Here is a 20,991-nt window from a genome sequence, read left to right as displayed (position 1 = left end):
CCAGGTATTGTTTTGAATGAATCAGCTTAGGCGCTTAGCCTTCACTTTTGGCGGTATCACGGCAGAACCGGCCAAAGGTGTTTATAACGCTGAAAATACGCCTGCTGAAACGTTTAATCTAGAATACTTGGCACGTTACTCGATAATGTCCCATCCTTGAAGCCCAACTTGTCGGATGTGGTTGGACAATAGTCGTCTGCCTGATTCGGGTAGGATTGGCGAAAATGTCGGGGCAAGCTCGAAAAAACAAGGAAATCCCGAGTTGAAACTCAGTGATATCGCACAGTTGGCCGGTGTGTCCGTAACCACCGCCAGTTATGTCATCAATGGCAAGGCTGAACAGCAACGCATCAGCAGTGCTACCGTCGAACGCGTGCGCGCGGTCGTCGAACAACATGGCTTTACGCCCAATCCTCAAGCGGCCGGTCTGCGCAGTCGGCACACCCGCACCCTGGGTTTTATTCTGCCGGACCTGGAAAACCCCAGTTACGCACGAATCGCCAAATTGCTGGAACAAGGCGCCCGGGCACGCGGCTATCAATTACTGATCGCCAGTTCCGACGATGCGCCAGACAGCGAACGACAATTGCTGCAACTGTTCCGCGCCCGGCGCTGCGATGCACTGATCGTTGCCAGTTGCCTGCCGGCCGGTGACGACAGCTACCGCCAGTTGCAGGCCAAAGGCATCCCGATCATCGCCATCGACCGGGTCATGGAGCCTGAGCATTTCTGTTCGGTGATCAGTGATGACCGCGAGGCCAGCCTGCAATTGACCCGCAGTCTACTGGACCCGCAGCCCAAGCAGATCGCCTTGATCGGCGCGCGCCCCGAGTTGAGTATCAGCCAGGAGCGCTCGGCCGGCTTCAAAGAGGCACTCGAGGGGTTCAAAGGCCAAGTATTGATCGAGCATGGCGAGTCGTTCAGCCGCGAATGCGGCAAGCAGTTGATGGAAGAAATGTTGCAGCGCCTGGGGCATCTGCCTGATGCGCTGGTCACCACTTCCTACGTGCTGCTCCAGGGTGTGTTCGACGCCTTGCACGACTTCCCGTTGAAAACCCGTCCGTTGCGCCTCGGTACGTTTGGCGACACGCAGTTGCTGGACTTCCTGCCGCTGCCAGTCAACGCCATGGCACAACAACATCAACTGATTGCCGATAAAGCCCTGGCCCTGGCACTGGCCGCCATCGAGCAGTCCGATTACCAACCTGGCGTGCAAGCCATCGCACGGACCTTCAAGCAGCGCATTCACCGGGACTGAACCGTGGAGCTGATCGACAGCCACACTCATCTGGATTTTTCCGATTTCGACGAGGATCGTCAGGCGCTGCTTGCCGAAAGCCGGGCCTTGGGCGTGCGACGGATGGTCGTGCTGGGGGTGTATCAGGCCAATTGGCAGCGGGTCTGGGACCTTGTGCAAAGCGATCCCGACCTGCATGCAGCATTCGGTTTGCACCCGGTGTACCTGGAAGATCACCGGCCTGAAGATCTGCGTGAACTGGCTGACTGGCTGACGCGTCTGGCTGGCCATCGACAGGTGTGCGCCGTGGGCGAGATCGGTCTGGATTACTTCATCGAAACCCTGGATCGCGAGCGCCAGCAGGCGCTGTTCGAGGCGCAACTGCAACTGGCGGCGGACTTCCATCTTCCGGCACTGATCCACGTTCGACGCAGCCATGCGGCGGTGATTGCCACGCTTAAGCGCTTTCGGTTGAAACGTGCCGGGATCATCCATGCCTTTGCGGGCAGCAAGGAAGAAGCTCGCGAATACATCAAGCTCGGGTTCAAACTGGGTCTGGGGGGCGCCGCGACCTGGCCGCAGGCGCTGCGCATGCACCGTGTGCTCGCCGAGTTGCCACTTGACTGCGTGGTGCTGGAAACCGACTCACCGGACATGGCCCCGGTCATGTTTCCCGGTCAACGCAACAGCCCGGCGCACCTGCCCGCAATCTGTGGCGCATTGGCGCAAATCATGGCAATCAGCCCCGAGCAGTTGGCCGCCGTCAGCACGGCCAATGCCTGCGAGCTGTTCAACTGGTAATCAATCGGCGTGGGCTTTGGCGGCTTCCAGAATCAGCGTGATGTGTTGCCGGCGCCGAGCAAATTGAATGACCAGAAAGTAAGCCAGAATCGCGATCAGTGAAAAATTCAGCTGTTCGACCACGCTGAGCATCCCGATCCATTCCATAACCAATGCCACCAGAATCGCCGAACACACCGTCACCCGCGTGCTTGCCCGCAGCATGGAAAGTGAGTCCAGCGACTTGAAGCGCTTGATCTGTTTCGGATCACGCAACTGCAAGGCTTTATGGCAGTGAGTACAGGTAAACGATTCGTTGATAGCAATAGCGTTGAGTTGCCAGGCCTCGAGCACACGCGTGCTCCCGCAATGGGCGCAATGCCCCTGGACTCCAATTGTTGCGGCCGACATAACCGGGCCTCCTCAGGGCAGGTCAGAGTGATTGATCTTCCTCCATTGAAGACGAAAAATCTGAACACGCAGGAAATCAGGACCTTACCTACTCACAAAGGTAAAAGTTACTACAGATTATGCGCAAAAACTGTGGGAGCGAGCGTGCTCGCTCCCACAACTTTTACTCAAACCCTGAACGCGCTGATCAGGTGTTTGAGCTCCACCACCTGAGCGGACAATGCGCGGCTGGCATCTTCGGTCTGGTGCGCACCTTCGGCGGTCCGTTCCCCGGCCCGGTTGATCTCGACGATGTTCTGATCAATGTCGTGGGCGACGGCAGTCTGCTGCTCGACAGCGGCGGCGATCTGCTGGTTCTGGTCAACGATCATGCCGACAGCACCGAGGATGTTTTCCAGCGCCTGCTGGACCTTCTCCGACTGCCCGACCGTGCCATCGGCCACCTGATGGCTGATGCCCATGGCTTTCACCGCCGCGCCGACGCCGCTGTGAAGCTTGCTGATCATCTGCTCGATTTCTTCGGTCGATTGCTGGGTGCGCTTGGCCAGCGTGCGGACCTCATCGGCCACCACCGCAAAACCACGCCCCTGTTCCCCGGCCCGAGCGGCTTCGATGGCGGCGTTAAGGGCCAACAGATTGGTCTGCTCGGCGATGCTTTTGATCACTTCCAGTACGCGGCTGATGGACTGGCTGTCGCTGGCCAGTTGATTGATCACCAGCACCGACTGATCGATCTCGCTGGCCAATTGCGCGATGCTGCCCTGCTGGGACGCCACCAGCCCGCGACCGCTGATGGTCTCGTCGTTGACACTGTGGGCACTGCTGACTGCAGCGGCGGCACTGCGCGCCACCTCAAGGGAGGTCGCCGACATTTGGTTCATGGCAGTGGCGACCTGTTCGATCTGACTACGTTGCCCGGCCACCGCCTGGTTGCTCTGGGTAGAAACGCTTTGCACCTGCCCGGCCTGGCGCTCGACCTCGTTGACGGTCTGCCCGACGCGTTCGATCAGGTCATGGATTTTCTTCACGGTGCCGTTGAACACCTCGCCCAACTCACCGAGTTCATCACGACTTTCGGCGCGGAAGGTCACCGTCATGTCGCCTGCAGCGACCGTGTCCATCATGGCGCCAAGTCGTTTGAGGGTGGTGCGGGTGGACGCGTAAAAGCCGCCGTAAAGGTAAAAATCAATACAAACACCACTGACAACGCCACGGCCTGCAAGACCATGTGAGTGCGGTTCTGCTCCAGTCGCTGCTGCAACTGGGGAACCCAGGAACTTCAGCGTGGCTTCGTTGAGTTGGTAGGTCTGGTCCATCAGGGCAGTGACTTGATCGTAAAAACCCTGCCAGGGTGCATCGAGGGTGTCTGCCATCACCACTTTTTCTTCGAACAGCTCACTGGCTTTTTTCAGGGAGGCTTTGCTGCTATCGGCTTGAGCGGCCAGGGTTTCATGCGCCGCTTTGCTGGAGCCCAGTGCATCCTGCAATTTCAGGCTGTATTCGCCCTGGAGTTTTTCGATCTGCGCCAACAACTCATCGAACCGAGTGCTGGATGCCGAGTTGAGAAAGCCCTGCCCCAGGGAATAGGAACCCATCGCCCGGCCATCGCCCAACAGTTGGGTCACAGGCGGGGTGACGTTGGTGATCAGTTCGCTCAGTTGACGCATGTCGCTTTGGCTGTCACGGCTGAGGCCAGCCTGAGTGGCGATGATCTGGCTGAAAATCTGCGCGTTGCCCAGCAGCTTGCCGATCATTCCACTTTTGCTTTGCAGGGAGGTTTCCGATTGCTGGGCCTTGAACGCAGCGATCATTTCATCGCGCTTGCCGTCGAAAACGGTGATCTGCTCCGGATCTGTGGTCATCGCCGTCAGTCCTTGCAGGCGCGCCAGGATACTTTGCTCCAGCGTGCCGATCTTCGACTCGATATTGCCGGCCTTGCCAGACTGCCCGAGTGTGACGTTGATCTGCACCAGATTGTTCAGGGTTTCCAGGTCTCGCCGCAGCGTCAGGCCGCTGCCCAGCAGGTCGAGGCTCTGCAGTTCAACTTGTGTGCCCTGAAACTCACGATAGGAATCGCGCACCAGATAGAAGTTGGTGACTAGCATCGGCACCAAAAACAGCACACTGATCAGGCTGAACTTCATGCCGAAGCTCAGTCGATTCATCAGCGCGACGGCGGGATAGAGCAAGCTCTTCACTGGAAGTCTCCCTTTGCATTCTTATTTTTATTTGGCAGGCGCAGCTCAGCGGCAGATAGCCACTATTCAGCGCTATCCCTGTATATCTTAAATCGGCAGGTGGTTTTGTAACTTAAGGTTAACGGGAGGAGGCACAGGCCCGCAGCAGCCTGCGTGCGGCTGCGAAGCATGCACCGTGGTTTGGCAGGTTGAACGCGTCGTTTGGATACATGGTGGCTGTCCAGCCGGACGCAGGCTGCGCCAGCTGCTACAGGCATCGGTGGGTTACGGCAGGACAGTCCACAGCGCGAAACCGGCGTACCAGAGCACCGCCGCGCGCAATAGCAACTCCCAGATCCGGTCCAGATTGTTGATGCCATCCGGCCCGACGACCGGTGCAGGAATTTCACCGGCCACCAGCCCAACCTTCTCGATCAACTGGGCGGCGCTGATGTTCCAGTTCAGCAACTCATGCAACATCACCCGACTAACGGCGACAAAATTGCCGACCAGCGAAAAACTCGCCGCCAGCAACCGCACCGGCACCCAATCAAAGGCATGACGCAATTGTGCCGCGCGTTCGACCACGCCCGGGTTCTGCCCATGCTCTTCGGCCAGCGCCAACAGGCGATAACTCAGGGCCGCGACCGGTCCGAGCAGGAAGTACCAGAAAATCACCGCAAAGAAACTCTGGTAGGCCTCCCACAGCAAGTGCGCTTCGACCCGCTCCAGCAATTGCTCGCCGCTGTCGGCGCAAATATCCAGGTCCCGTTTGGCCACATGCGCGGCAGCTTGCAGGTCTTCGCGGCGCCAGGCATCGCGAAACGGACCGAGACCGGCCAGCAAGTCACCGCGTCCCAAGCTGTAAATCACCACCAGCAAATGCACCGGTAATGCCAGCAGACCGTAAGCCACCGGATCCAGCACCACCAGCAGCAAGCCCAGCAGCGCGACCGGCAACAACACCAGGATGACCAATATCAACCATGGCCGGTCGATCAGACGTGGCGTGACCTCAAGCTTGTTCAGCTCGCGCACCCAACCGCCATCACGCTGGACCCGATGACGCAGGGCCGAGAATTTCTCGATCCATACCGCCAACAGCAACACCAAAAAACTCATTGTCCTTCCTCTTTTGCCAGGGCTGCGCGATAGCGTGCCCAGTCGAACGCGGGTCCTGGATCGGTCTTGCGCCCCGGTGCAATGTCGCTATGTCCGCAAATACGCTGCGCGGTGATGCCGGGATAGGCACTTTGCAGTTGGCGGGTCAAAGCTGTCAGCGCGTGATATTGAGCATCAGTGAACGGCAGATCATCCGTGCCTTCGAGCTCGATGCCCACGGAAAAATCGTTACAGGTTTCCCGGCCCTCGAAACTTGAAACACCAGCATGCCAAGCCCGATCAAGACAAGAGACAAACTGAGTGACAGTACCGTCACGCTCAATCAGAAAGTGGGCCGACACCCGCAAGTCAGCAATACCTTCAAAATAAGGATGCTCCGTGACATCCAGACGATTCTGGAAGAATTCCTGCACTTTGCCAGTGGCGAACTGCGCTGGCGGCAAGCTGATGTTGTGGATCACCAGCAGGGAAATCTCGCCCGAGGGGCGCGCATTGTGGTTGGGTGAGAGGCATACATGCACGTCCTGACACCAACCGCTCGCGAGGTCCAACTGCATACAGGTTCCTTCAACGAAGTCTGTGTTGGCGCTCAGTATGCCGCGATAGCCCCTCGGGACGCGATCATTTGCCGCCATTGAGTCGGCGCTTCGCACTGAAATAGACGCTGCAGGCGGGCATCGACTTAGCCAGCGAATCGACCAATTGCAGCCCTCAGCGTCAACGGAGCACCTCGGACACCTTGGGTTGATTCGTGCCATGGCCCTATAATCGGGGCACTTTGTTTGTGGAGTCCGTTATGCCGAATCTACGCCTCGCCGATTTGACTGCCGAAATCGAAGCCAACGTACGCCGTGCGTTGCGTGAAGACATCGGCAGCGGCGATATCACCGCGCAGTTGATCCCGGCCGAGCGCCTGGCAAAAGCCACCATCATCACCCGTGATGCCGCCGTCATTGCCGGCACGGCGTGGGTCGATGCTGTGTTCCGGCAACTGGACCCGCGGGTTGCGGTGCATTGGCAGGTCAAGGATGGCGAGCGGGTAATACCCAATCAGATTCTGTTCCACCTGGAAGGTCCGGCGCGCTCACTGCTCACCGGCGAACGCAGTGCGCTGAACTTCCTGCAAATGCTGTCGGGCGTGGCCACGCGTGCGCAATACCTGGCGGACTTTGTCGCCAAGACTCAAGTGAAGCTGCTCGACACCCGCAAAACCCTGCCTGGCTTGCGTCTGGCGCAAAAGTACGCAGTCACCTGCGGCGGTTGCCATAACCATCGTATCGGCCTTTACGACGCCTTCCTGATCAAGGAAAACCATATCGCTGCCAGCGGTGGCATCCCGGAAGCCATTAACGCCGCCCACAAGATTGCCCCGGGTAAACCGGTGGAGATCGAAGTGGAAAGCCTGGATGAGCTCAAAGAAGCGCTGGCGGCGGGTGCCGACATCATCATGCTCGATGAATTGAGCCTGGATGACATGCGCGAAGCCGTGCGTCTGAACGCAGGCAAGGCAAAACTGGAAGCCAGTGGCGGGATCAACGAAAGCACGCTGCTGCCCATCGCCGAAACCGGGGTGGATTACATCTCGATTGGCGCGATGACCAAGGACGTGAAGGCTGTCGATCTGTCGATGCGGTTAAGCCTCTGATCGAGCCTTGTAGAACGAAAAACGCCAGCCTTGTTCAGGCTGGCGTTTTTGTCAGACCACCAGATTGTTCATCTCGCAGTACTCTTCCCACTCAACGCCCAACACCTCGGCCGCCTCCTTGTGCAGTGCCAGGCGTGCAGCCTCGTACTCTTCCGGGGTCGAGGTGTACTTGAGCGTCAATTCCCACGGCTGCAAGCCCTGGGCCTCGGCCTCGTCTTCGAACGCCCACTGGATCTGGTCTTTCTGATCATCGGCGGGCAGGTCTTTGATTTCGTCCATCAATTCAGGCGCGTCCAGCACGTACTTCTTCAGCGCTTCTGCGTGCCTGGCTTCCTGGGTCAACTCTTTAACGGTCATGTCGTTCTCGCTGATCTGGGGAATGGAAGATGGATCTGGATCATCAAGGATCTCTCTGACGCAAAAACCGGTTGAAGCCCGGTTTATCTGGCCTTCAGAACCATTCGGGGATCATCTGAAAACTGCAAAGCGGTGCTTGTGCAAGCTTCGAATATAGGACGTTTGCTTGCCGATTTATATGGACTTTTACATCAAATCTACAAAAAAAGACTGGAGGGGCCTTTCTGAAAATTATGTCTCACGTCGCAGGAACAACACGTAAAAGGTAAAGTCATAGCGATGTGCCATATAAGCACTTCACAAGGAACCCTAGTGATGTCCAGTCTTACCAAATGTTCGTCTGCCCTTCTCTCTGCTGGCACGGCCGCCCTTCTTCTTGGCAGCCTGGCGCTGTCAAATACCGCTCAAGCCTTGGAGTACAACACCGACAGCGCTTCGACTTCCGATAAATTTCTCGCTTTCCACAACTATTACGGCAAAGACGTGATGGTCAGATCCAGCGTCAGTACCGAGGATGTGGAGAAATTACAAAGAACCATAAAAACCAATACGGCTGATCTGGAAGAGCTGAAGAAAACCGTCAGTGAACAAGCGCGCCTCATCGAAGAGCTCAAGCGTAACAACGGCTCCAGTTCCAGCTCCAACGCCAGCGAAGTGACCAACCTCAAGCGTACCCTCGGCGAACACGAAACCGGCCTGAAAAATCTCGCCAAGGCAATGGACGAACTCAAACGCAACAGCGGTTCGAGCTCCAGCACCAACACCAGCGAAATGACGGACCTCAAGCGTACGGCCAGCGAACAGGAAAATGGTCTGAAAAACCTCGTGAAGACGGTGGACGACCCAAAGCGCAACAGCGGCTTAAGCACCAGTTCCAATTCCAGCGAAGTGACCGACCTCAAGCGTACCGTCAGCGAACAGCAGAACGGCCTGGTCGCCATGGCCAAGCAGTTGGACGAGCTCAAGCGCAACAGTGGCCAGAGTTCCAGCTCTAGCTCCAGCGAAGTTTCTGATCTCAAACGCAACGTCAGCGAGCAGGATAACAACCTGAAAAAGCTCGCCAGTCAGATGGACGACCTCAAACGCAGCAGCAGTTCGAGCTCGGGCTCCAGCTCCAGCTCCAGCTCCAGCTCCAGCTCCAGCGAAGTGGCCAGTCTCAAGCGCTCAGTCGACGAACAGGATAATGACCTCAAGAGACTCGCCAGCCAGGTCGAAGACCTCAAGCGCAGTGCTGGATCGAGTTCCAGCTCAAGCTCCAGCGACCTGTCCAGCCTGAAGCGGGAAGTCAGCGATCAAGACAATCAACTGAATCAGCTCAAACGCGAGGTGGATGATCTGAGCAGAAAGGTGAAATAAACGGGGGAATGGTGCCCGAGACAGGAATCGAACCTGCGACCTTCGCGTTACGAGTGCGCTGCTCTACCGGCTGAGCTACACGGGCGGTGGGCTAAACCTAGCACCGGTCGCAAGGTCCGGCAACTTGAGGCTCGCCACAGTCATTTCAACAGACAAAAAAATGCCCCGCCGTTTGCACGGCGGGGCATTTTTATTGCGCTAAGGAATTGGGCTGATTAAACGCCCGAAGCCTTGGCTGCTGCTACGTCTTTGATGGACAGCTTGATACGGCCGCGGTTGTCCACGTCCAGTACCAGTACTTCCACTTCCTGGCCTTCTTTCAGGATGTCGGTCACTTTCTCAACGCGAGCGTCGCTCAGCATCGAGATGTGAACCAGACCGTCCTTGCCTGGCAGGATGTTGACGAATGCGCCGAAGTCGACGATGCGCTCAACCTTACCTACGTAGATCTTGCCGATTTCAGCTTCAGCGGTGATACCCAGAACGCGCTGGCGTGCCGCCTCAGCCGCTTCCTTGGTTTCGCCGAAGATCTTGATCGAGCCGTCGTCTTCGATATCGATCGAAGCCTTGGTCTCTTCACAGATCGCACGAATGGTCGCGCCGCCTTTACCGATGACATCACGGATTTTGTCGGTGTCGATTTTCATCGCGATCATGGTCGGAGCGTTTTCCGACAGTTCGGTACGCGACTGGCCAATGATCTGGTTCATCTGACCGAGGATGTTCAGGCGCGCTTCCAGGGCTTGGCCCAGAGCGATCTCCATGATTTCTTCGGTGATGCCTTTGATCTTGATGTCCATCTGCAGCGCGGTAACACCCTTGGCGGTACCGGCTACTTTGAAGTCCATGTCGCCGAGGTGGTCTTCGTCACCCAGGATGTCGGTCAGGATGGCGAATTTCTCGCCTTCTTTAACCAGACCCATCGCGATACCGGCAACCGGTGCCTTCATCGGAACGCCAGCGTCCATCAGGGCCAGGGAAGCGCCGCAAACGGAAGCCATCGAGCTCGAACCGTTGGACTCGGTGATTTCCGACACAACACGAATGGTGTACGGGAACACGTCAGCGGCAGGCAGCATGGCTGCAATCGAACGACGGGCCAGACGGCCGTGACCGATTTCGCGACGACCAGCGCCACCCATGCGACCACACTCACCTACCGAGAACGGAGGGAAGTTGTAGTGCAGCATGAACGGGTCTTTTTTCTCGCCTTCCAAGGTATCCAGCAGTTGTGCGTCACGGGCGGTGCCCAGTGTTGCAACAACCAGAGCCTGGGTTTCGCCACGGGTGAACAAAGCCGAACCGTGGGTCTTAGGCAGAACACCGACTTCGATGTTCAACGGACGTACGGTCTTGGTGTCGCGGCCGTCGATACGTGGCTTGCCGTTAACGATGTTTTCGCGAACGGTGCGGTATTCGATTTCGCCGAAAGCCGCTTTGACTTCGCTGGACGAAGGTTGGCCTTCTTCACCGGACAGCTTGGCAACAACCTGGTCTTTCAGCTCACCCAGGCGAGCGTAACGGTCGGCCTTGATGGTGATGGTGTAAGCCTGGGAGATCGCGTCGCCGAACTCGGCACGGATAGCGCCCAGCAGAGCAGTGGCTTCGGCTGTGGAGCCCAGGTCCAGGTCGGCTTGGCAGCTTCGGCAGCCAGTTCTTTAACGGCGTTGATCACAACCTGGAACTCGTCGTGAGCAAACAGTACCGCGCCCAGCATCTGGTCTTCGGTCAGCTCTTTGGCTTCCGATTCAACCATCAACACGGCTTCCGAAGTACCGGCAACGACCATGTCCAGGCTCGAAGCTTTCTGTTGTTCGTAAGTCGGGTTCAGCAGGTAGCCGGTGCTTTCGTGGAACGCAACGCGGGCAGCGCCGATCGGGCCATCGAAAGGAATGCCGGAGATGGCCAGGGCAGCCGAGGTACCGATCATCGCAGCGATGTCCGGATCGGTCTTCTTGCTGGTGGAAACGACGGTGCAGACAACCTGCACTTCGTTCATGAAGCCTTCTGGGAACAGAGGACGGATCGGACGGTCGATCAGTCGGGAAGTCAGGGTTTCTTCTCGGAAGGACGGCCTTCGCGCTTGAAGAAACCGCCAGGGATCTTACCGGCAGCGTAAGTTTTTTCCTGGTAGTGAACGGACAGAGGGAAGAAGCCCTTGCCTGGATCGGCTTGCTTGGCACCGACTACGGTCACCAATACGCTGACGTCGTCGTCAACGGTGACCAATACTGCGCCGGAGGCCTGACGGGCGATACGGCCAGTCTCGAGGGTAACGGTCGACTGACCGAACTGGAATTTTTTGATTACCGGGTTCACGGTGTCCTACCTTCTTTGTGGCTCTTGGGGAACTTGTCTTCTTGCGAAATTCTTGGGCAACGCCGGGAATCGGCCCGACAGTGATTGTCCAGGGTAAAGCAGGTATCCAGATAAAACTTGAGGCTGGGAGCCTCGCCATGCGCCAGCAGGAAACCCACTGACGAACGACAGACAACCAACCTCTAGCGCAATCGCTTATTAGCGACGCAGACCCAGGCGACCGATCAGAGTCTGATAGCGACCCAGATCCTTGCCTTTCAGGTAGTCCAGCAGCTTACGACGCTGGTTTACCATGCGGATCAGACCACGACGGGAGTGGTGATCTTTACCGTTGGCCTTGAAGTGACCTTGCAGCTTGTTGATGTTGTGGGTCAGCAGTGCAACTTGCACTTCTGGCGAACCAGTGTCACCAACAGCTTGCTGGTAGTCAGCTACGATTTGAGCTTTTTCTTGAACGTCGAGAGCCATGAGGCAATCCTTTTATCAGGAAACTGTTTCAGAAAAACAGTTTCAACAGGCCAGGGACAAATCCCTGTATCTAAAAATGAGTAGTGACCGTGCCTGTTAACAGCCACCCTCGTCCGGTCATTCTGACCGAATCAGTCGACGCGGCGCGATGCGCCCGTCTTCGCTCACTTCACCGATACCGATGAAACGACCGTTGTGATCCTGTACCCGCACCATGCCGAACTTCGGTGCATCCGGGGCTCGTACCGGTTGGCCGTTAAGCCAGTAGAACGAGCTGTGCTCCGAGAACTGCAACAGCGGCCAATCCAGCAAGCCACTGTCCGATGGCATCAGGAAGCGATCAACCGCTTCATTGCCGCCTTCGGCATGTACTGCTTCCAACTCTTCGAGCGTGACCGTCTGCGCCAGCGTGAAAGGCCCGGCCTGGGTACGTCGCAATTCAGCAACGTAAGCGCCACAACCGAGTTTCTCACCGATATCCTCCACCAGGGTGCGGATATAGGTGCCTTTGCTGCAATCCACCGCAAGCCGCGCAGTATCACCCTCAAAGGCCAGCAATTCCAAGCGCGCAATAGTAACAGAACGCGGTTCGCGCTCCACTACTTCGCCTGCACGGGCCAGCTTGTACAGCGGCTGCCCATCACGCTTGAGCGCCGAGTACATCGGCGGTATCTGACTGATTTGCCCACGAAAACCGGGTAAAACAGCTTCGACATCGGCGCGACCAACGGTCACCGGACGCTCCTGCAAAACTTCACCCTCGGCATCGGCCGTGGTGGTGGTCTTGCCTAATTGCGCCAGGGTTTCGTAACCCTTGTCGGAATCGAGCAGGTACTGCGAGAACTTGGTCGCCTCACCAAAGCACAACGGCAAAACACCGGTGGCCAGCGGATCGAGACTGCCGGTGTGCCCGGCCTTCTCGGCATTGAGCAACCAGCGAACCTTTTGCAGCGCCGCGTTGGAGGTGAACCCCAGCGGTTTGTCGAGCAGAATAATACCGCTGACGTTACGACGGATACGTTTGACCTGAGCCACCGATTACTCCTTGGTGTCTTCGGCTTCAGCCGCTACCGGGTGCTGATTGTCTTCAGCGACCGCACGCTCGATCAGGGCCGACAGATGCGCGCCACGCACGACGCTTTCGTCGTAATGGAAGTGCAACTGCGGAACGCTGCGCAACTTCATTTCGCGAGCCAACTGCATGCGCAGGAAACCGGCAGCAGAGTTGAGCACCTTGATGCTTTGCGCGATGTCTTCGGCGTTGTCCTGGCCCATCACGGTGATGAAGATCTTGGCGTGACCGACGTCACGGCTGACTTCAACAGCGGTAATGGTGACCAGACCGACGCGCGGGTCTTTGACTTCACGACGGATCAGTTGTGCCAGCTCACGCTGCATCTGATCGCCGATACGTTGGGTACGGCTGTATTCTTTTGCCATGTCTTGTTACCTGTTACTGCCCCACGGTGAAACCCGAGGGGTCTGAAAGTGGCAAACGCCCGGCCTGACAAAAGCCAGACCGGGCGTTGCGTTTAGAGTCCTGACGCTGCGCCGCGCATCTGCATGCGGCGGCTCGACGTGGCCCTTGAAGTGCGCGAGTTAGAGGCTGCGAGCAACCTGAACCTTCTCGAAGACTTCGATCTTGTCACCGACTTTGACGTCGTTGTAGCTCTTCACGCCGATACCGCATTCCATGCCGGCACGTACTTCGGAAGCGTCATCCTTGAAGCGGCGCAGGGATTCCAGCTCGCCTTCGAAGATAACGATGTCTTCACGCAGTACACGGATTGGACGGTTACGGTGAACAACACCTTCGATAACCATGCAACCGGCGATCGCGCCAAACTTCGGCGAACGGAACACGTCACGCACTTCAGCAGTACCCAGGATGTTCTCGCGAACATCGCTGCCCAGCATACCGGTCAGGGCTTTCTTGACGTCTTCGATGATGTCGTAGATCACGTTGTAGTAACGCATATCCAGACCTTCCTGCTCGACGATCTTGCGAGCGCCAGCATCGGCACGCACGTTGAAGCCGAACAGTACAGCGTTGGAGGCCAGTGCCAGGTTAGCGTCGGACTCGGTGATACCACCCACGCCGCCACCCACAACACGCACTTGCACTTCGTCGTTACCCAGGCCGTTCAAGGCACCGTTCAACGCTTCCAGCGAACCACGGACGTCGGATTTGAGGACGATGTTGAGCGTCTTCTTCTCTGCCTGACCCATGTTTTCGAAGATGTTTTCAAGCTTGCCGGCGTGAGCACGGGCCAGCTTGACTTCGCGGAACTTGCCTTGACGGAACAGAGCCACTTCACGGGCTTTCTTCTCGTCCGACAGCACGCTCATCTCATCGCCAGCGTCCGGGGTACCGTCCAGGCCGAGGATCTCGACAGGGATGGAAGGACCGGCTTCTTTGATCGGCTTGCCGTTCTCGTCGAGCATGGCACGTACACGGCCGTAGTTCGAACCGACCAGCACCATGTCGCCTTGGCGCAGGGTACCGTCTTGAACCAGAACGGTTGCAACCGGGCCACGACCTTTGTCGAGACGCGATTCAACCACGACGCCGCGGCCAGGAGCCGATGGAGTCGCTTTCAGTTCCAGAACTTCAGCTTGCAGCAGAACAGCTTCGAGCAACTCGTCCACACCAGTACCGACTTCGCCGAAACCGATACGAACGGGGTGTCGCCGCCCCACTCTTCCGAGGTCACGCCGTGAACCGACAGCTCGCTACGGATGCGATCGAGATCAGCGCCCGGCTTGTCGATTTTGTTCACTGCAACAACCAGTGGAACACCGGCAGCCTTGGCGTGCTGAACGGCTTCAATGGTCTGCGGCATCACGCCGTCGTCCGCTGCAACCACCAGGATCACGATGTCGGTCGCCTTGGCACCACGGGCACGCATTGCGGTAAACGCGGCGTGACCCGGGGTGTCGAGGAAAGTGACCATGCCGCGATCAGTTTCAACGTGGTACGCACCGATGTGCTGGGTGATACCGCCGGCTTCGCCAGCAGCTACCTTCGCACGACGGATGTAGTCGAGCAGCGAGGTTTTACCGTGGTCAACGTGGCCCATGACGGTCACAACCGGTGCACGGGAGAACGTCTCACCTTCAAACTTCAGGGACTCGGCCAGGGAATCTTCCAGGGCGGTGTCGCTGACCAGGGTCACTTTGTGGCCCAGTTCTTCGGCTACCAGCTGAGCAGTTTCCTGATCAAGCACCTGGTTGATGGTCGCTGGAGTACCCAGTTTGAACATGAACTTGATGATTTCAGCAGCCTTGACCGACATCTGATTGGCGAGATCGCCAACAGTGATGGTCTCGCCAATCTGCACATCACGCACGACAGGGCCGGTTGGGCTCTGGAAACCGTGGGCGTTGCGTTTCTTCAGCTTGGCCTTGCCGCGACCACCACGACGGAAGCCATCGCTTTCTTCGTCGGTAGTACGTGGCGCAACACGTGGCGCAGGCGCTTTCTCTTTGACCGAAGCACGATGCGGAGCGTTTTTGCGCTCGCCATCACCACCGCCGCTGCGACGATTGTTATCGTCGGCACGTGGTTTGTCCGGACGGCGCTGTTCGTTCTGCTTGTTGCGAACGTCAGCAGACGGTGCTGGTGCAGCCGCTACAACCGGCGCGCTTTCACGCACAGGTTCAGCAACTGCAGCAGGCGCTGCAACAGCGTCAGTCGAACCGTTTTGCGCAGCAGCAGCAGGCTGGCGACGCGCTTCTTCTTCGGCGCGACGCTTGGCTTCTTCTTCAGCCTTCTGACGAGCAGCATTTTCTACTGCGCGACGTTCATCCAGTTCGCGTTTGCGCTCGGCTTCGATTTCTTCCGGGCTGCGTTGTACGAAAACTTTCTTTTTACGGACTTCAACGCTGATGCTCTTGCTGCCAGCAACACGCAGGGTGCTGGTGGTTTTACGCTGCAGCGTGATCTTGCGTGGTTCTTCCACTTTCGCCTTGTGGCTGCTTTTCAGTGAGTCAGCAAAGATTGCTTCTCACTGTCAGTCACACTTTCTTCGGCGGCGGTGTGCGGCAGACCTGCCTCACGCATCTGCTGCAACAGGCGCTCTACCGGTGTTTTGACCTCATCGGCCAGTTGTTTCACCGTGACTTGCGTCATGCACTTCTCTCCTCAGGCCGCGCCTAATTACTCGAACCAGTGGGCTCGGGCGGCCATGATCAACTTGCCGGCACGATCATCGTCAATGCCGTCGATGTCGAGCAGGTCGTCAATAGACTGCTCGGCCAGGTCTTCGCGGGTAATTACGCCGCGCACCGCCAGTTCCATCGCCAAATCCTTGTCCATACCCTCAAGCGAGAGCAGGTCTTCGGCCGGATGGGCGTCTGCCAGCTTTTCCTCAGTAGCGATGGCTTTGGTCAACAAACGATCCTTGGCACGAGCGCGAAGCTCGTTGACGGTTTCTTCGTCAAAGCCGTCGATGTTGAGCATTTCTTCCAACGGTACGTAGGCAATCTCTTCCAGGCTGGTGAAGCCTTCATCTACCAGCACCTGCGCCAGGTCTTCGTCGACTTCCAGCTCGTCGATGAAGTTGCGCAGGATGTCGCCGGTTTCTGCTTGCTGCTTAGCCTGGATGTCCGATTCGGTCATCACGTTCAGGGTCCAGCCAGTCAATTGGCTAGCCAGACGCACGTTCTGACCACCACGACCGATGGCCTGAGCCAGATTGTCTGCGCCAACGGCGATGTCCATTGCATGGGCATCTTCGTCAACGATAATTGCCGCAACTTCAGCCGGGGACATGGCGTTGATTACGAACTGAGCCGGGTTGTCGTCCCACAGGACGATGTCCACACGCTCACCGCCCAACTCACCCGACACTGCCTGGACGCGCGAACCGCGCATACCGATGCAAGCGCCCTGCGGGTCGATGCGTTTGTCCTTGGAGCGGACCGCGATCTTGGCGCGCGAACCCGGATCACGGGATGCAGCCATTACTTCGATCAGGCCTTCAGCAATTTCCGGCACTTCGATGCGGAACAACTCGATCAGCATTTCCGGCGCGGTGCGCGACAGGATCAACTGCGGGCCGCGGTTCTCGGTGCGGATTTCTTGAGCAGCGCACGCAGACGTACGCCAACACGGAAAGTTTCGCGAGAAATGATGTCTTCACGAGCCAGCAGCGCTTCAGCGTTGTTACCCAGGTCGACAATCACATTGTCGCGGGTCACTTTCTTCACGGTGCCGGAGATGATTTCCCCCAGGCGCTCGCGATAGGCATCAACGACTTGAGCACGCTCGGCTTCGCGAACTTTCTGCACAATGACTTGCTTGGCAGTCTGTGCAGCGATGCGACCGAACTCGATGGACTCGATCTTTTCTTCGACTACATCACCAACCTTGGCACCAGGATGCGTTTCCGCAACCTTGCTCGGCCAGGTTTCGATGGCCGGATCGTCCAGATCTGCTTCTTCGACGACCGTCCAACGACGGAATGTCTCATAAGCACCGGTGTGGCGATTGATTTCCACACGCAGATCGACTTCGTCCTCGAAACGCTTTTGGTAGCAGTGGCCAGGGCCAGCTCCAGCGCTTCAAAATTACGTTTGCCGGTACGCCCTTTTCATTGGATACCGACTCAACAACCAGCAGTACTTCTTTGCTCATCGTACGCCTCGCCTTTCGCAAGCCATTGGATCCGCGGGATCCGCGTCTCAGTCAAAACTGGGAATAATGTTGGCCTTGTCGATCATATCGATCGGCAACAGGAACTCATGGTCTTCCACCTGCACCACGACGTCCTGTTCTTCTACACCGCGCAGAAGGCCCTGAAAGTTGCGTCGTCCTTCAAAAGGCGAGCGCAGCTTGATCTTCACTTGTTCACCGGCAAATTTTGCAAACTGCTCAATAGTGAACAGAGGGCGTTCCATGCCAGGCGAGGAAACTTCAAGGGTGTATTCAACGGCGATGGGATCTTCAACATCCAGGACACCGCTGATCTGACGGCTGACAATGGCGCAATCGTCCACCAGCACGCCGCCCTCTTTATCAATATAAACGCGCAACATCGAGTGACGACCCTGAGCCGAAAACTCGATACCCCAGCATTCATAGCCCAGGGCCACGACCACCGGGGCCAACAAGGCCTGCAACTCTTCTAGCTTGCTCGACACCTGAACCCCCCTCGTGCATGTATGTGCATGCTATGCAAAATAAAAAAATGGGCGAAACGCCCATCCTTGAAACGCCGTCGAACAGCGGCGTTGAAAGTGTCCAGCTAACAAAAAGCCCCTTAAAAGGGGCTCCTTAAACTGGTTGCGGGGGCCGGATTTGAACCGACGACCTTCGGGTTATGAGCCCGACGAGCTACCAGACTGCTCCACCCCGCGACAAAGCTGGGGCGGAAGTATACGACCGATCCCCTACAGGGTCAATGTAACCTTCCACCTGCAAGAAAGCCCGCAACAGCGGGCTCTCCTGACTAATTGGTACCGAGAAGGGGACTCGAACCCCTACACCCTATGGGCACAACCACCTCAAGGTTGCGTGTCTACCAATTCCACCACCTCGGCGATACTACGTTTGAAACCCTTCTTACTTCTGCTCTTGAGCTGGAGGCACATCAGTCGCTGGAGTAGCCGACTTTTTGCTCTTGAAGCACCGGGACATCATCAGAAGCCGGTTGTTGCTTTGGAACTTCCAACACCGCTGGGTTTGGCAAACCTACTTGAGTCAGCTGGTGAGCTTTCTCTTTAGCAAAGTAACCTAACCCTAAGCTGGTTATGAAGAAACCTGCGGCAAGTATAGCAGTAAACTTACTAAGAAAGGTAGAGGAACCTTGGCTTCCGAACACAGTATTTGAAGCACCTGCTCCGAAAGACGCACCAGCATCCGCACCTTTACCCTGCTGCAGCAATACCAGAGCAACTACGCCCAATGCACCCAGCAGATGAAAAACGACTACGACTGTTTCCAGCATTTTTTCAGTTTCCCGCGGCGCGACAGATCGCACCGAACTCATCTGCATTCAGGGAAGCCCCACCAATGAGACCCCCATCGATATCCGGCATGCCGAACAGTTCGACCGCATTGGCCGCCTTCACGCTGCCGCCGTATAGAAGCCGCACACCTTGTGCGATTTCAGAATTCTTTTCCGCCAACTGCGCCCGAATGGCTGCATGCACATCCTGCGCCTGTTGCGGCGAAGCCGTCAGCCCGGTGCCAATGGCCCAGACCGGCTCGTAAGCGATCACAGCCTTTGCAAACACACCAACACCCAGCTCGTCGATAATGCTGTTCAGCTGAGCTGAGACAACTTCGATCGTTTTCCCGGCTTCACGCTGCTCAAGGGTCTCCCCTATGCACAACACCGGAATCAAGCCAGATGCCTGTGCCGCTGCGAACTTGCGAATCAGCACTGCATCCTGCTCGCCCATTATCTGGCGGCGCTCGGAGTGCCCGACAAGCACCAGGGAACAACCTGCATCCACCAACTGACTCGGCGCAACCTCACCGGTCAACGCACCTTGCTCGGATTCCACCGCAGAGTCCTGCGCGCCGACCGAGATCGACTTTCCTTGCAAGCCATCAATCACTTGATTGATATGCAGGCAGGACGGGAATACCGCTACATCAACACCGCTCGGCAAGGCCAAGTCACGAAGGCCGTTGATCAGCTCAGCGACGCTGGCGCGGGTACCGTGCATCTTCCAGTTACCAGCTACCATAGGGCGACGCATGCTGTACCTCGTCGGTCAAAGTGGGCGCAGATGTTACCCAACACAATCAAGGCTGGCAAGCCGAATTCAGGCAGAAACTTCAGTAACCAGTTTTGCCAGCTCTTCTGCGTAACCACGAACCTGCGTTTCGTCTTCGCCTTCGACCATGACACGTACCAATGGCTCTGTACCGGACTTGCGCAAGAGCACACGACCACGACCCGCCATAGCCTTGGTGACACGGTCGCTGGCTTCCTTGACCGCCGGATGATCGAGCGGGCTGGCACCACCGCCAAACCGGACATTGATCAACACCTGAGGGCACTTGCGAAGCGCTTGACGAGCCTGGGCCAGGCCCTCGGAGCGCCTTTTAAGCGCCATCAGCACCTGCAAGGCAGCAATGATCGCGTCACCTGTAGTGGTGTGATTGAAGCAGACGATATGACCCGAGTTTTCACCACCCACCAGCCAGTTACGCTCCAGCAAGTCCGCGATGACATAACGGTCACCAACATTGGCGCGAACAAAAGGAATCGACAAGTCCGCCAAGGCCAATTCCAGCCCGAGGTTACTCATCAGCGTACCAACCACGCCACCTTGCAGCTTGTCGCGCCCATGCAAATCGCGGGCGATGATGTACAGCAGCTCGTCACCATCAACAATGGCACCGGTGTGATCGACCATCAGGACACGATCACCATCACCATCAAAGGCGATACCCAGATCGGCATGCTCGGCCAATACCGCTGCCTGCAGTTGCCCCATATGAGTTGAGCCACAGTTGTCATTGATGTTCAGGCCATTGGGCTGGGCGGAAAGCACAACGACTTCAGCACCAAGCTCACGGAATACGCTAGGTGCAACCTTGTAGGTCGCGCCATGGGCACAGTCGATCACGATCTTCAGCCCAGTGAAGCTGGTGCCGGTCGGAACGCTGCTCTTGCAAAATTCGATGTAGCGACCCGATGCGTCGTTGATTCGCGAGACCTTACCGATCTTGCTCGACTCAACCACGGTCATCGGAGTATCGAGCAACTCTTCGATCATCAACTCGATTTCGTCAGGAAGCTTGGTACCTTTTCCGGAGAAGAACTTGATGCCGTTGTCGTCGTGAGGGTTGTGCGAGGCACTGATCACGATACCGGCTTCAGCATGAAATGTGCGCGTCAGGTACGCGATCGCCGGAGTTGGCATCGGCCCCAGGAGCATCACGTCAGCACCCGCCGACGTCAGGCCGGCCTCAAGCGCGGATTCAAACATGTAACCCGAGATCCGGGTGTCCTTGCCAACCAACACCTTGCAGGCGCCCATTTTGCGGAACGCCATACCAGCAGCCCAGCCTAGCTTGAGCATGAAGTCAGGAGTAATCGGGTATTCACCAACACGGCCACGAATACCGTCAGTACCAAAATATTTTTTGCTCATAAGTG

Annotated in this window: 15 protein-coding genes, 3 tRNA genes and 4 pseudogenes; 4 read left to right on the top strand and 18 right to left on the bottom strand. The window is 57.2% G+C overall.

Annotation, left to right across the window (positions count from 1 at the left end; genetic code table 11):
- Nucleotides 1-262: 262 nt before the first annotated feature.
- Together cra and AB4N76_RS18360 are read left to right on the top strand one after the other, a co-directional pair.
- The gene (gene cra, locus AB4N76_RS18365) at nt 263-1,258 is read left to right on the top strand and encodes a catabolite repressor/activator (protein ID WP_046031939.1); all 996 of its coding nucleotides are present in this window, start codon (nt 263-265) and stop codon (nt 1,256-1,258) included.
- Nucleotides 1,259-1,261: 3 nt separating this feature from the next.
- Entirely contained in the window at nt 1,262-2,038 is a 777-nt protein-coding gene (locus AB4N76_RS18360; protein WP_046031938.1) for a TatD family hydrolase, read from the top strand.
- Here the strand turns inward: AB4N76_RS18360 and AB4N76_RS18355 are convergent, their stop codons facing one another.
- From AB4N76_RS18355 to ampD, 4 genes are all read right to left on the bottom strand, one after another.
- A complete protein-coding gene (locus AB4N76_RS18355) occupies nt 2,039-2,428 on the bottom strand; it encodes a hypothetical protein (protein ID WP_046031937.1) in 390 nt (129 codons plus the stop codon).
- 167 nt (nt 2,429-2,595) lie between these two features.
- A complete protein-coding gene (locus AB4N76_RS18350; RefSeq protein WP_460164624.1) occupies nt 2,596-3,300 on the bottom strand; it encodes a methyl-accepting chemotaxis protein in 705 nt (234 codons plus the stop codon).
- A gap of 1,590 nt (nt 3,301-4,890) precedes the next feature.
- Nucleotides 4,891-5,727 (bottom strand): regulatory signaling modulator protein AmpE, encoded by an 837-nt coding sequence (gene ampE / locus AB4N76_RS18345; protein ID WP_046031935.1) that lies wholly within the window; start codon nt 5,725-5,727, stop codon nt 4,891-4,893.
- The gene (gene ampD, locus AB4N76_RS18340; protein WP_046031934.1) at nt 5,724-6,284 is read right to left on the bottom strand and encodes a 1,6-anhydro-N-acetylmuramyl-L-alanine amidase AmpD; all 561 of its coding nucleotides are present in this window, start codon (nt 6,282-6,284) and stop codon (nt 5,724-5,726) included. The genes ampE and ampD overlap by 4 nt, the downstream gene beginning before the upstream one ends.
- A 239-nt stretch (nt 6,285-6,523) precedes the next feature.
- Between ampD and nadC the strand changes: the two genes are divergently transcribed.
- The gene (nadC, locus tag AB4N76_RS18335) at nt 6,524-7,372 is read left to right on the top strand and encodes a carboxylating nicotinate-nucleotide diphosphorylase (RefSeq protein WP_046031933.1); all 849 of its coding nucleotides are present in this window, start codon (nt 6,524-6,526) and stop codon (nt 7,370-7,372) included.
- Nucleotides 7,373-7,423: 51 nt separating this feature from the next.
- On the opposite strand, the gene AB4N76_RS18330 is transcribed toward nadC, so the two are convergent.
- Complete coding sequence (locus tag AB4N76_RS18330) at nt 7,424-7,729, bottom strand: DUF6388 family protein (protein WP_046031932.1); 306 nt, start codon at nt 7,727-7,729, stop codon at nt 7,424-7,426.
- Nucleotides 7,730-8,044: 315 nt separating this feature from the next.
- Between AB4N76_RS18330 and AB4N76_RS18325 the strand changes: the two genes are divergently transcribed.
- Complete coding sequence (locus AB4N76_RS18325) at nt 8,045-9,085, top strand: hypothetical protein (RefSeq protein ID WP_460163356.1); 1,041 nt, start codon at nt 8,045-8,047, stop codon at nt 9,083-9,085.
- A 9-nt stretch (nt 9,086-9,094) separates the two neighbouring features.
- Here the strand turns inward: AB4N76_RS18325 and AB4N76_RS18320 are convergent.
- The 13 genes and pseudogenes from AB4N76_RS18320 to glmM form a co-directional block, all read right to left on the bottom strand.
- Nucleotides 9,095-9,170, bottom strand: a tRNA-Thr gene (locus AB4N76_RS18320).
- A gap of 130 nt (nt 9,171-9,300) precedes the next feature.
- Nucleotides 9,301-11,404 (bottom strand): annotated as a pseudogene (pnp, locus tag AB4N76_RS18315) (polyribonucleotide nucleotidyltransferase).
- A gap of 198 nt (nt 11,405-11,602) precedes the next feature.
- Complete coding sequence (rpsO, locus tag AB4N76_RS18310) at nt 11,603-11,872, bottom strand: 30S ribosomal protein S15 (RefSeq protein ID WP_003177875.1); 270 nt, start codon at nt 11,870-11,872, stop codon at nt 11,603-11,605.
- A gap of 117 nt (nt 11,873-11,989) precedes the next feature.
- Complete coding sequence (gene truB, locus AB4N76_RS18305; protein ID WP_027924464.1) at nt 11,990-12,907, bottom strand: tRNA pseudouridine(55) synthase TruB; 918 nt, start codon at nt 12,905-12,907, stop codon at nt 11,990-11,992.
- Between the two features lie 3 nt (nt 12,908-12,910).
- Complete coding sequence (gene rbfA, locus AB4N76_RS18300) at nt 12,911-13,312, bottom strand: 30S ribosome-binding factor RbfA (protein ID WP_008149016.1); 402 nt, start codon at nt 13,310-13,312, stop codon at nt 12,911-12,913.
- A gap of 159 nt (nt 13,313-13,471) precedes the next feature.
- A pseudogene (infB, locus tag AB4N76_RS18295) lies at nt 13,472-16,004 on the bottom strand (translation initiation factor IF-2).
- A gap of 27 nt (nt 16,005-16,031) precedes the next feature.
- A pseudogene (gene nusA / locus AB4N76_RS18290) lies at nt 16,032-17,510 on the bottom strand (transcription termination factor NusA).
- A gap of 47 nt (nt 17,511-17,557) precedes the next feature.
- Nucleotides 17,558-18,016, bottom strand: coding sequence for a ribosome maturation factor RimP (gene rimP / locus AB4N76_RS18285; protein WP_010463487.1), 459 nt, complete (start codon nt 18,014-18,016; stop codon nt 17,558-17,560).
- Nucleotides 18,017-18,155: 139 nt separating this feature from the next.
- A tRNA-Met gene (locus AB4N76_RS18280) sits at nt 18,156-18,232 on the bottom strand.
- A 97-nt stretch (nt 18,233-18,329) separates the two neighbouring features.
- Nucleotides 18,330-18,415, bottom strand: a tRNA-Leu gene (locus AB4N76_RS18275).
- Between the two features lie 22 nt (nt 18,416-18,437).
- Nucleotides 18,438-18,822 (bottom strand): annotated as a pseudogene (gene secG, locus AB4N76_RS18270) (preprotein translocase subunit SecG).
- A gap of 4 nt (nt 18,823-18,826) precedes the next feature.
- A complete protein-coding gene (gene tpiA, locus AB4N76_RS18265) occupies nt 18,827-19,582 on the bottom strand; it encodes a triose-phosphate isomerase (protein WP_046031929.1) in 756 nt (251 codons plus the stop codon).
- Nucleotides 19,583-19,648: 66 nt separating this feature from the next.
- Entirely contained in the window at nt 19,649-20,986 is a 1,338-nt protein-coding gene (glmM, locus tag AB4N76_RS18260) for a phosphoglucosamine mutase (protein WP_046031928.1), read from the bottom strand.
- Nucleotides 20,987-20,991: the final 5 nt, after the last annotated feature.

The sequence above is a fragment of the Pseudomonas sp. S2_F03 genome (assembly GCF_054668335.1).
This window is presented reverse-complemented; position numbering and strand designations above follow the sequence as displayed.

Excerpts from the sequence above, each read along its gene's own strand:
- AB4N76_RS18325 (WP_460163356.1), top strand. The coding sequence starts at position 8,045 with ATGTCCAGTCTTACCAAATGTTCGTCTGCCCTTCTCTCTGCTGGCACG.
- nadC (WP_046031933.1), top strand. The coding sequence starts at position 6,524 with ATGCCGAATCTACGCCTCGCCGATTTGACTGCCGAAATCGAAGCCAAC.
- AB4N76_RS18355 (WP_046031937.1), bottom strand. The coding sequence starts at position 2,428 with ATGTCGGCCGCAACAATTGGAGTCCAGGGGCATTGCGCCCATTGCGGG.
- ampD (WP_046031934.1), bottom strand. The coding sequence starts at position 6,284 with ATGCAGTTGGACCTCGCGAGCGGTTGGTGTCAGGACGTGCATGTATGC.
- rpsO (WP_003177875.1), bottom strand. The coding sequence starts at position 11,872 with ATGGCTCTCGACGTTCAAGAAAAAGCTCAAATCGTAGCTGACTACCAG.
- ampE (WP_046031935.1), bottom strand. The coding sequence starts at position 5,727 with ATGAGTTTTTTGGTGTTGCTGTTGGCGGTATGGATCGAGAAATTCTCG.
- AB4N76_RS18330 (WP_046031932.1), bottom strand. The coding sequence starts at position 7,729 with ATGACCGTTAAAGAGTTGACCCAGGAAGCCAGGCACGCAGAAGCGCTG.
- rbfA (WP_008149016.1), bottom strand. The coding sequence starts at position 13,312 with ATGGCAAAAGAATACAGCCGTACCCAACGTATCGGCGATCAGATGCAG.
- glmM (WP_046031928.1), bottom strand. The coding sequence starts at position 20,986 with ATGAGCAAAAAATATTTTGGTACTGACGGTATTCGTGGCCGTGTTGGT.
- tpiA (WP_046031929.1), bottom strand. The coding sequence starts at position 19,582 with ATGCGTCGCCCTATGGTAGCTGGTAACTGGAAGATGCACGGTACCCGC.
- AB4N76_RS18350 (WP_460164624.1), bottom strand. The coding sequence starts at position 3,300 with ATGTCGGCGACCTCCCTTGAGGTGGCGCGCAGTGCCGCCGCTGCAGTC.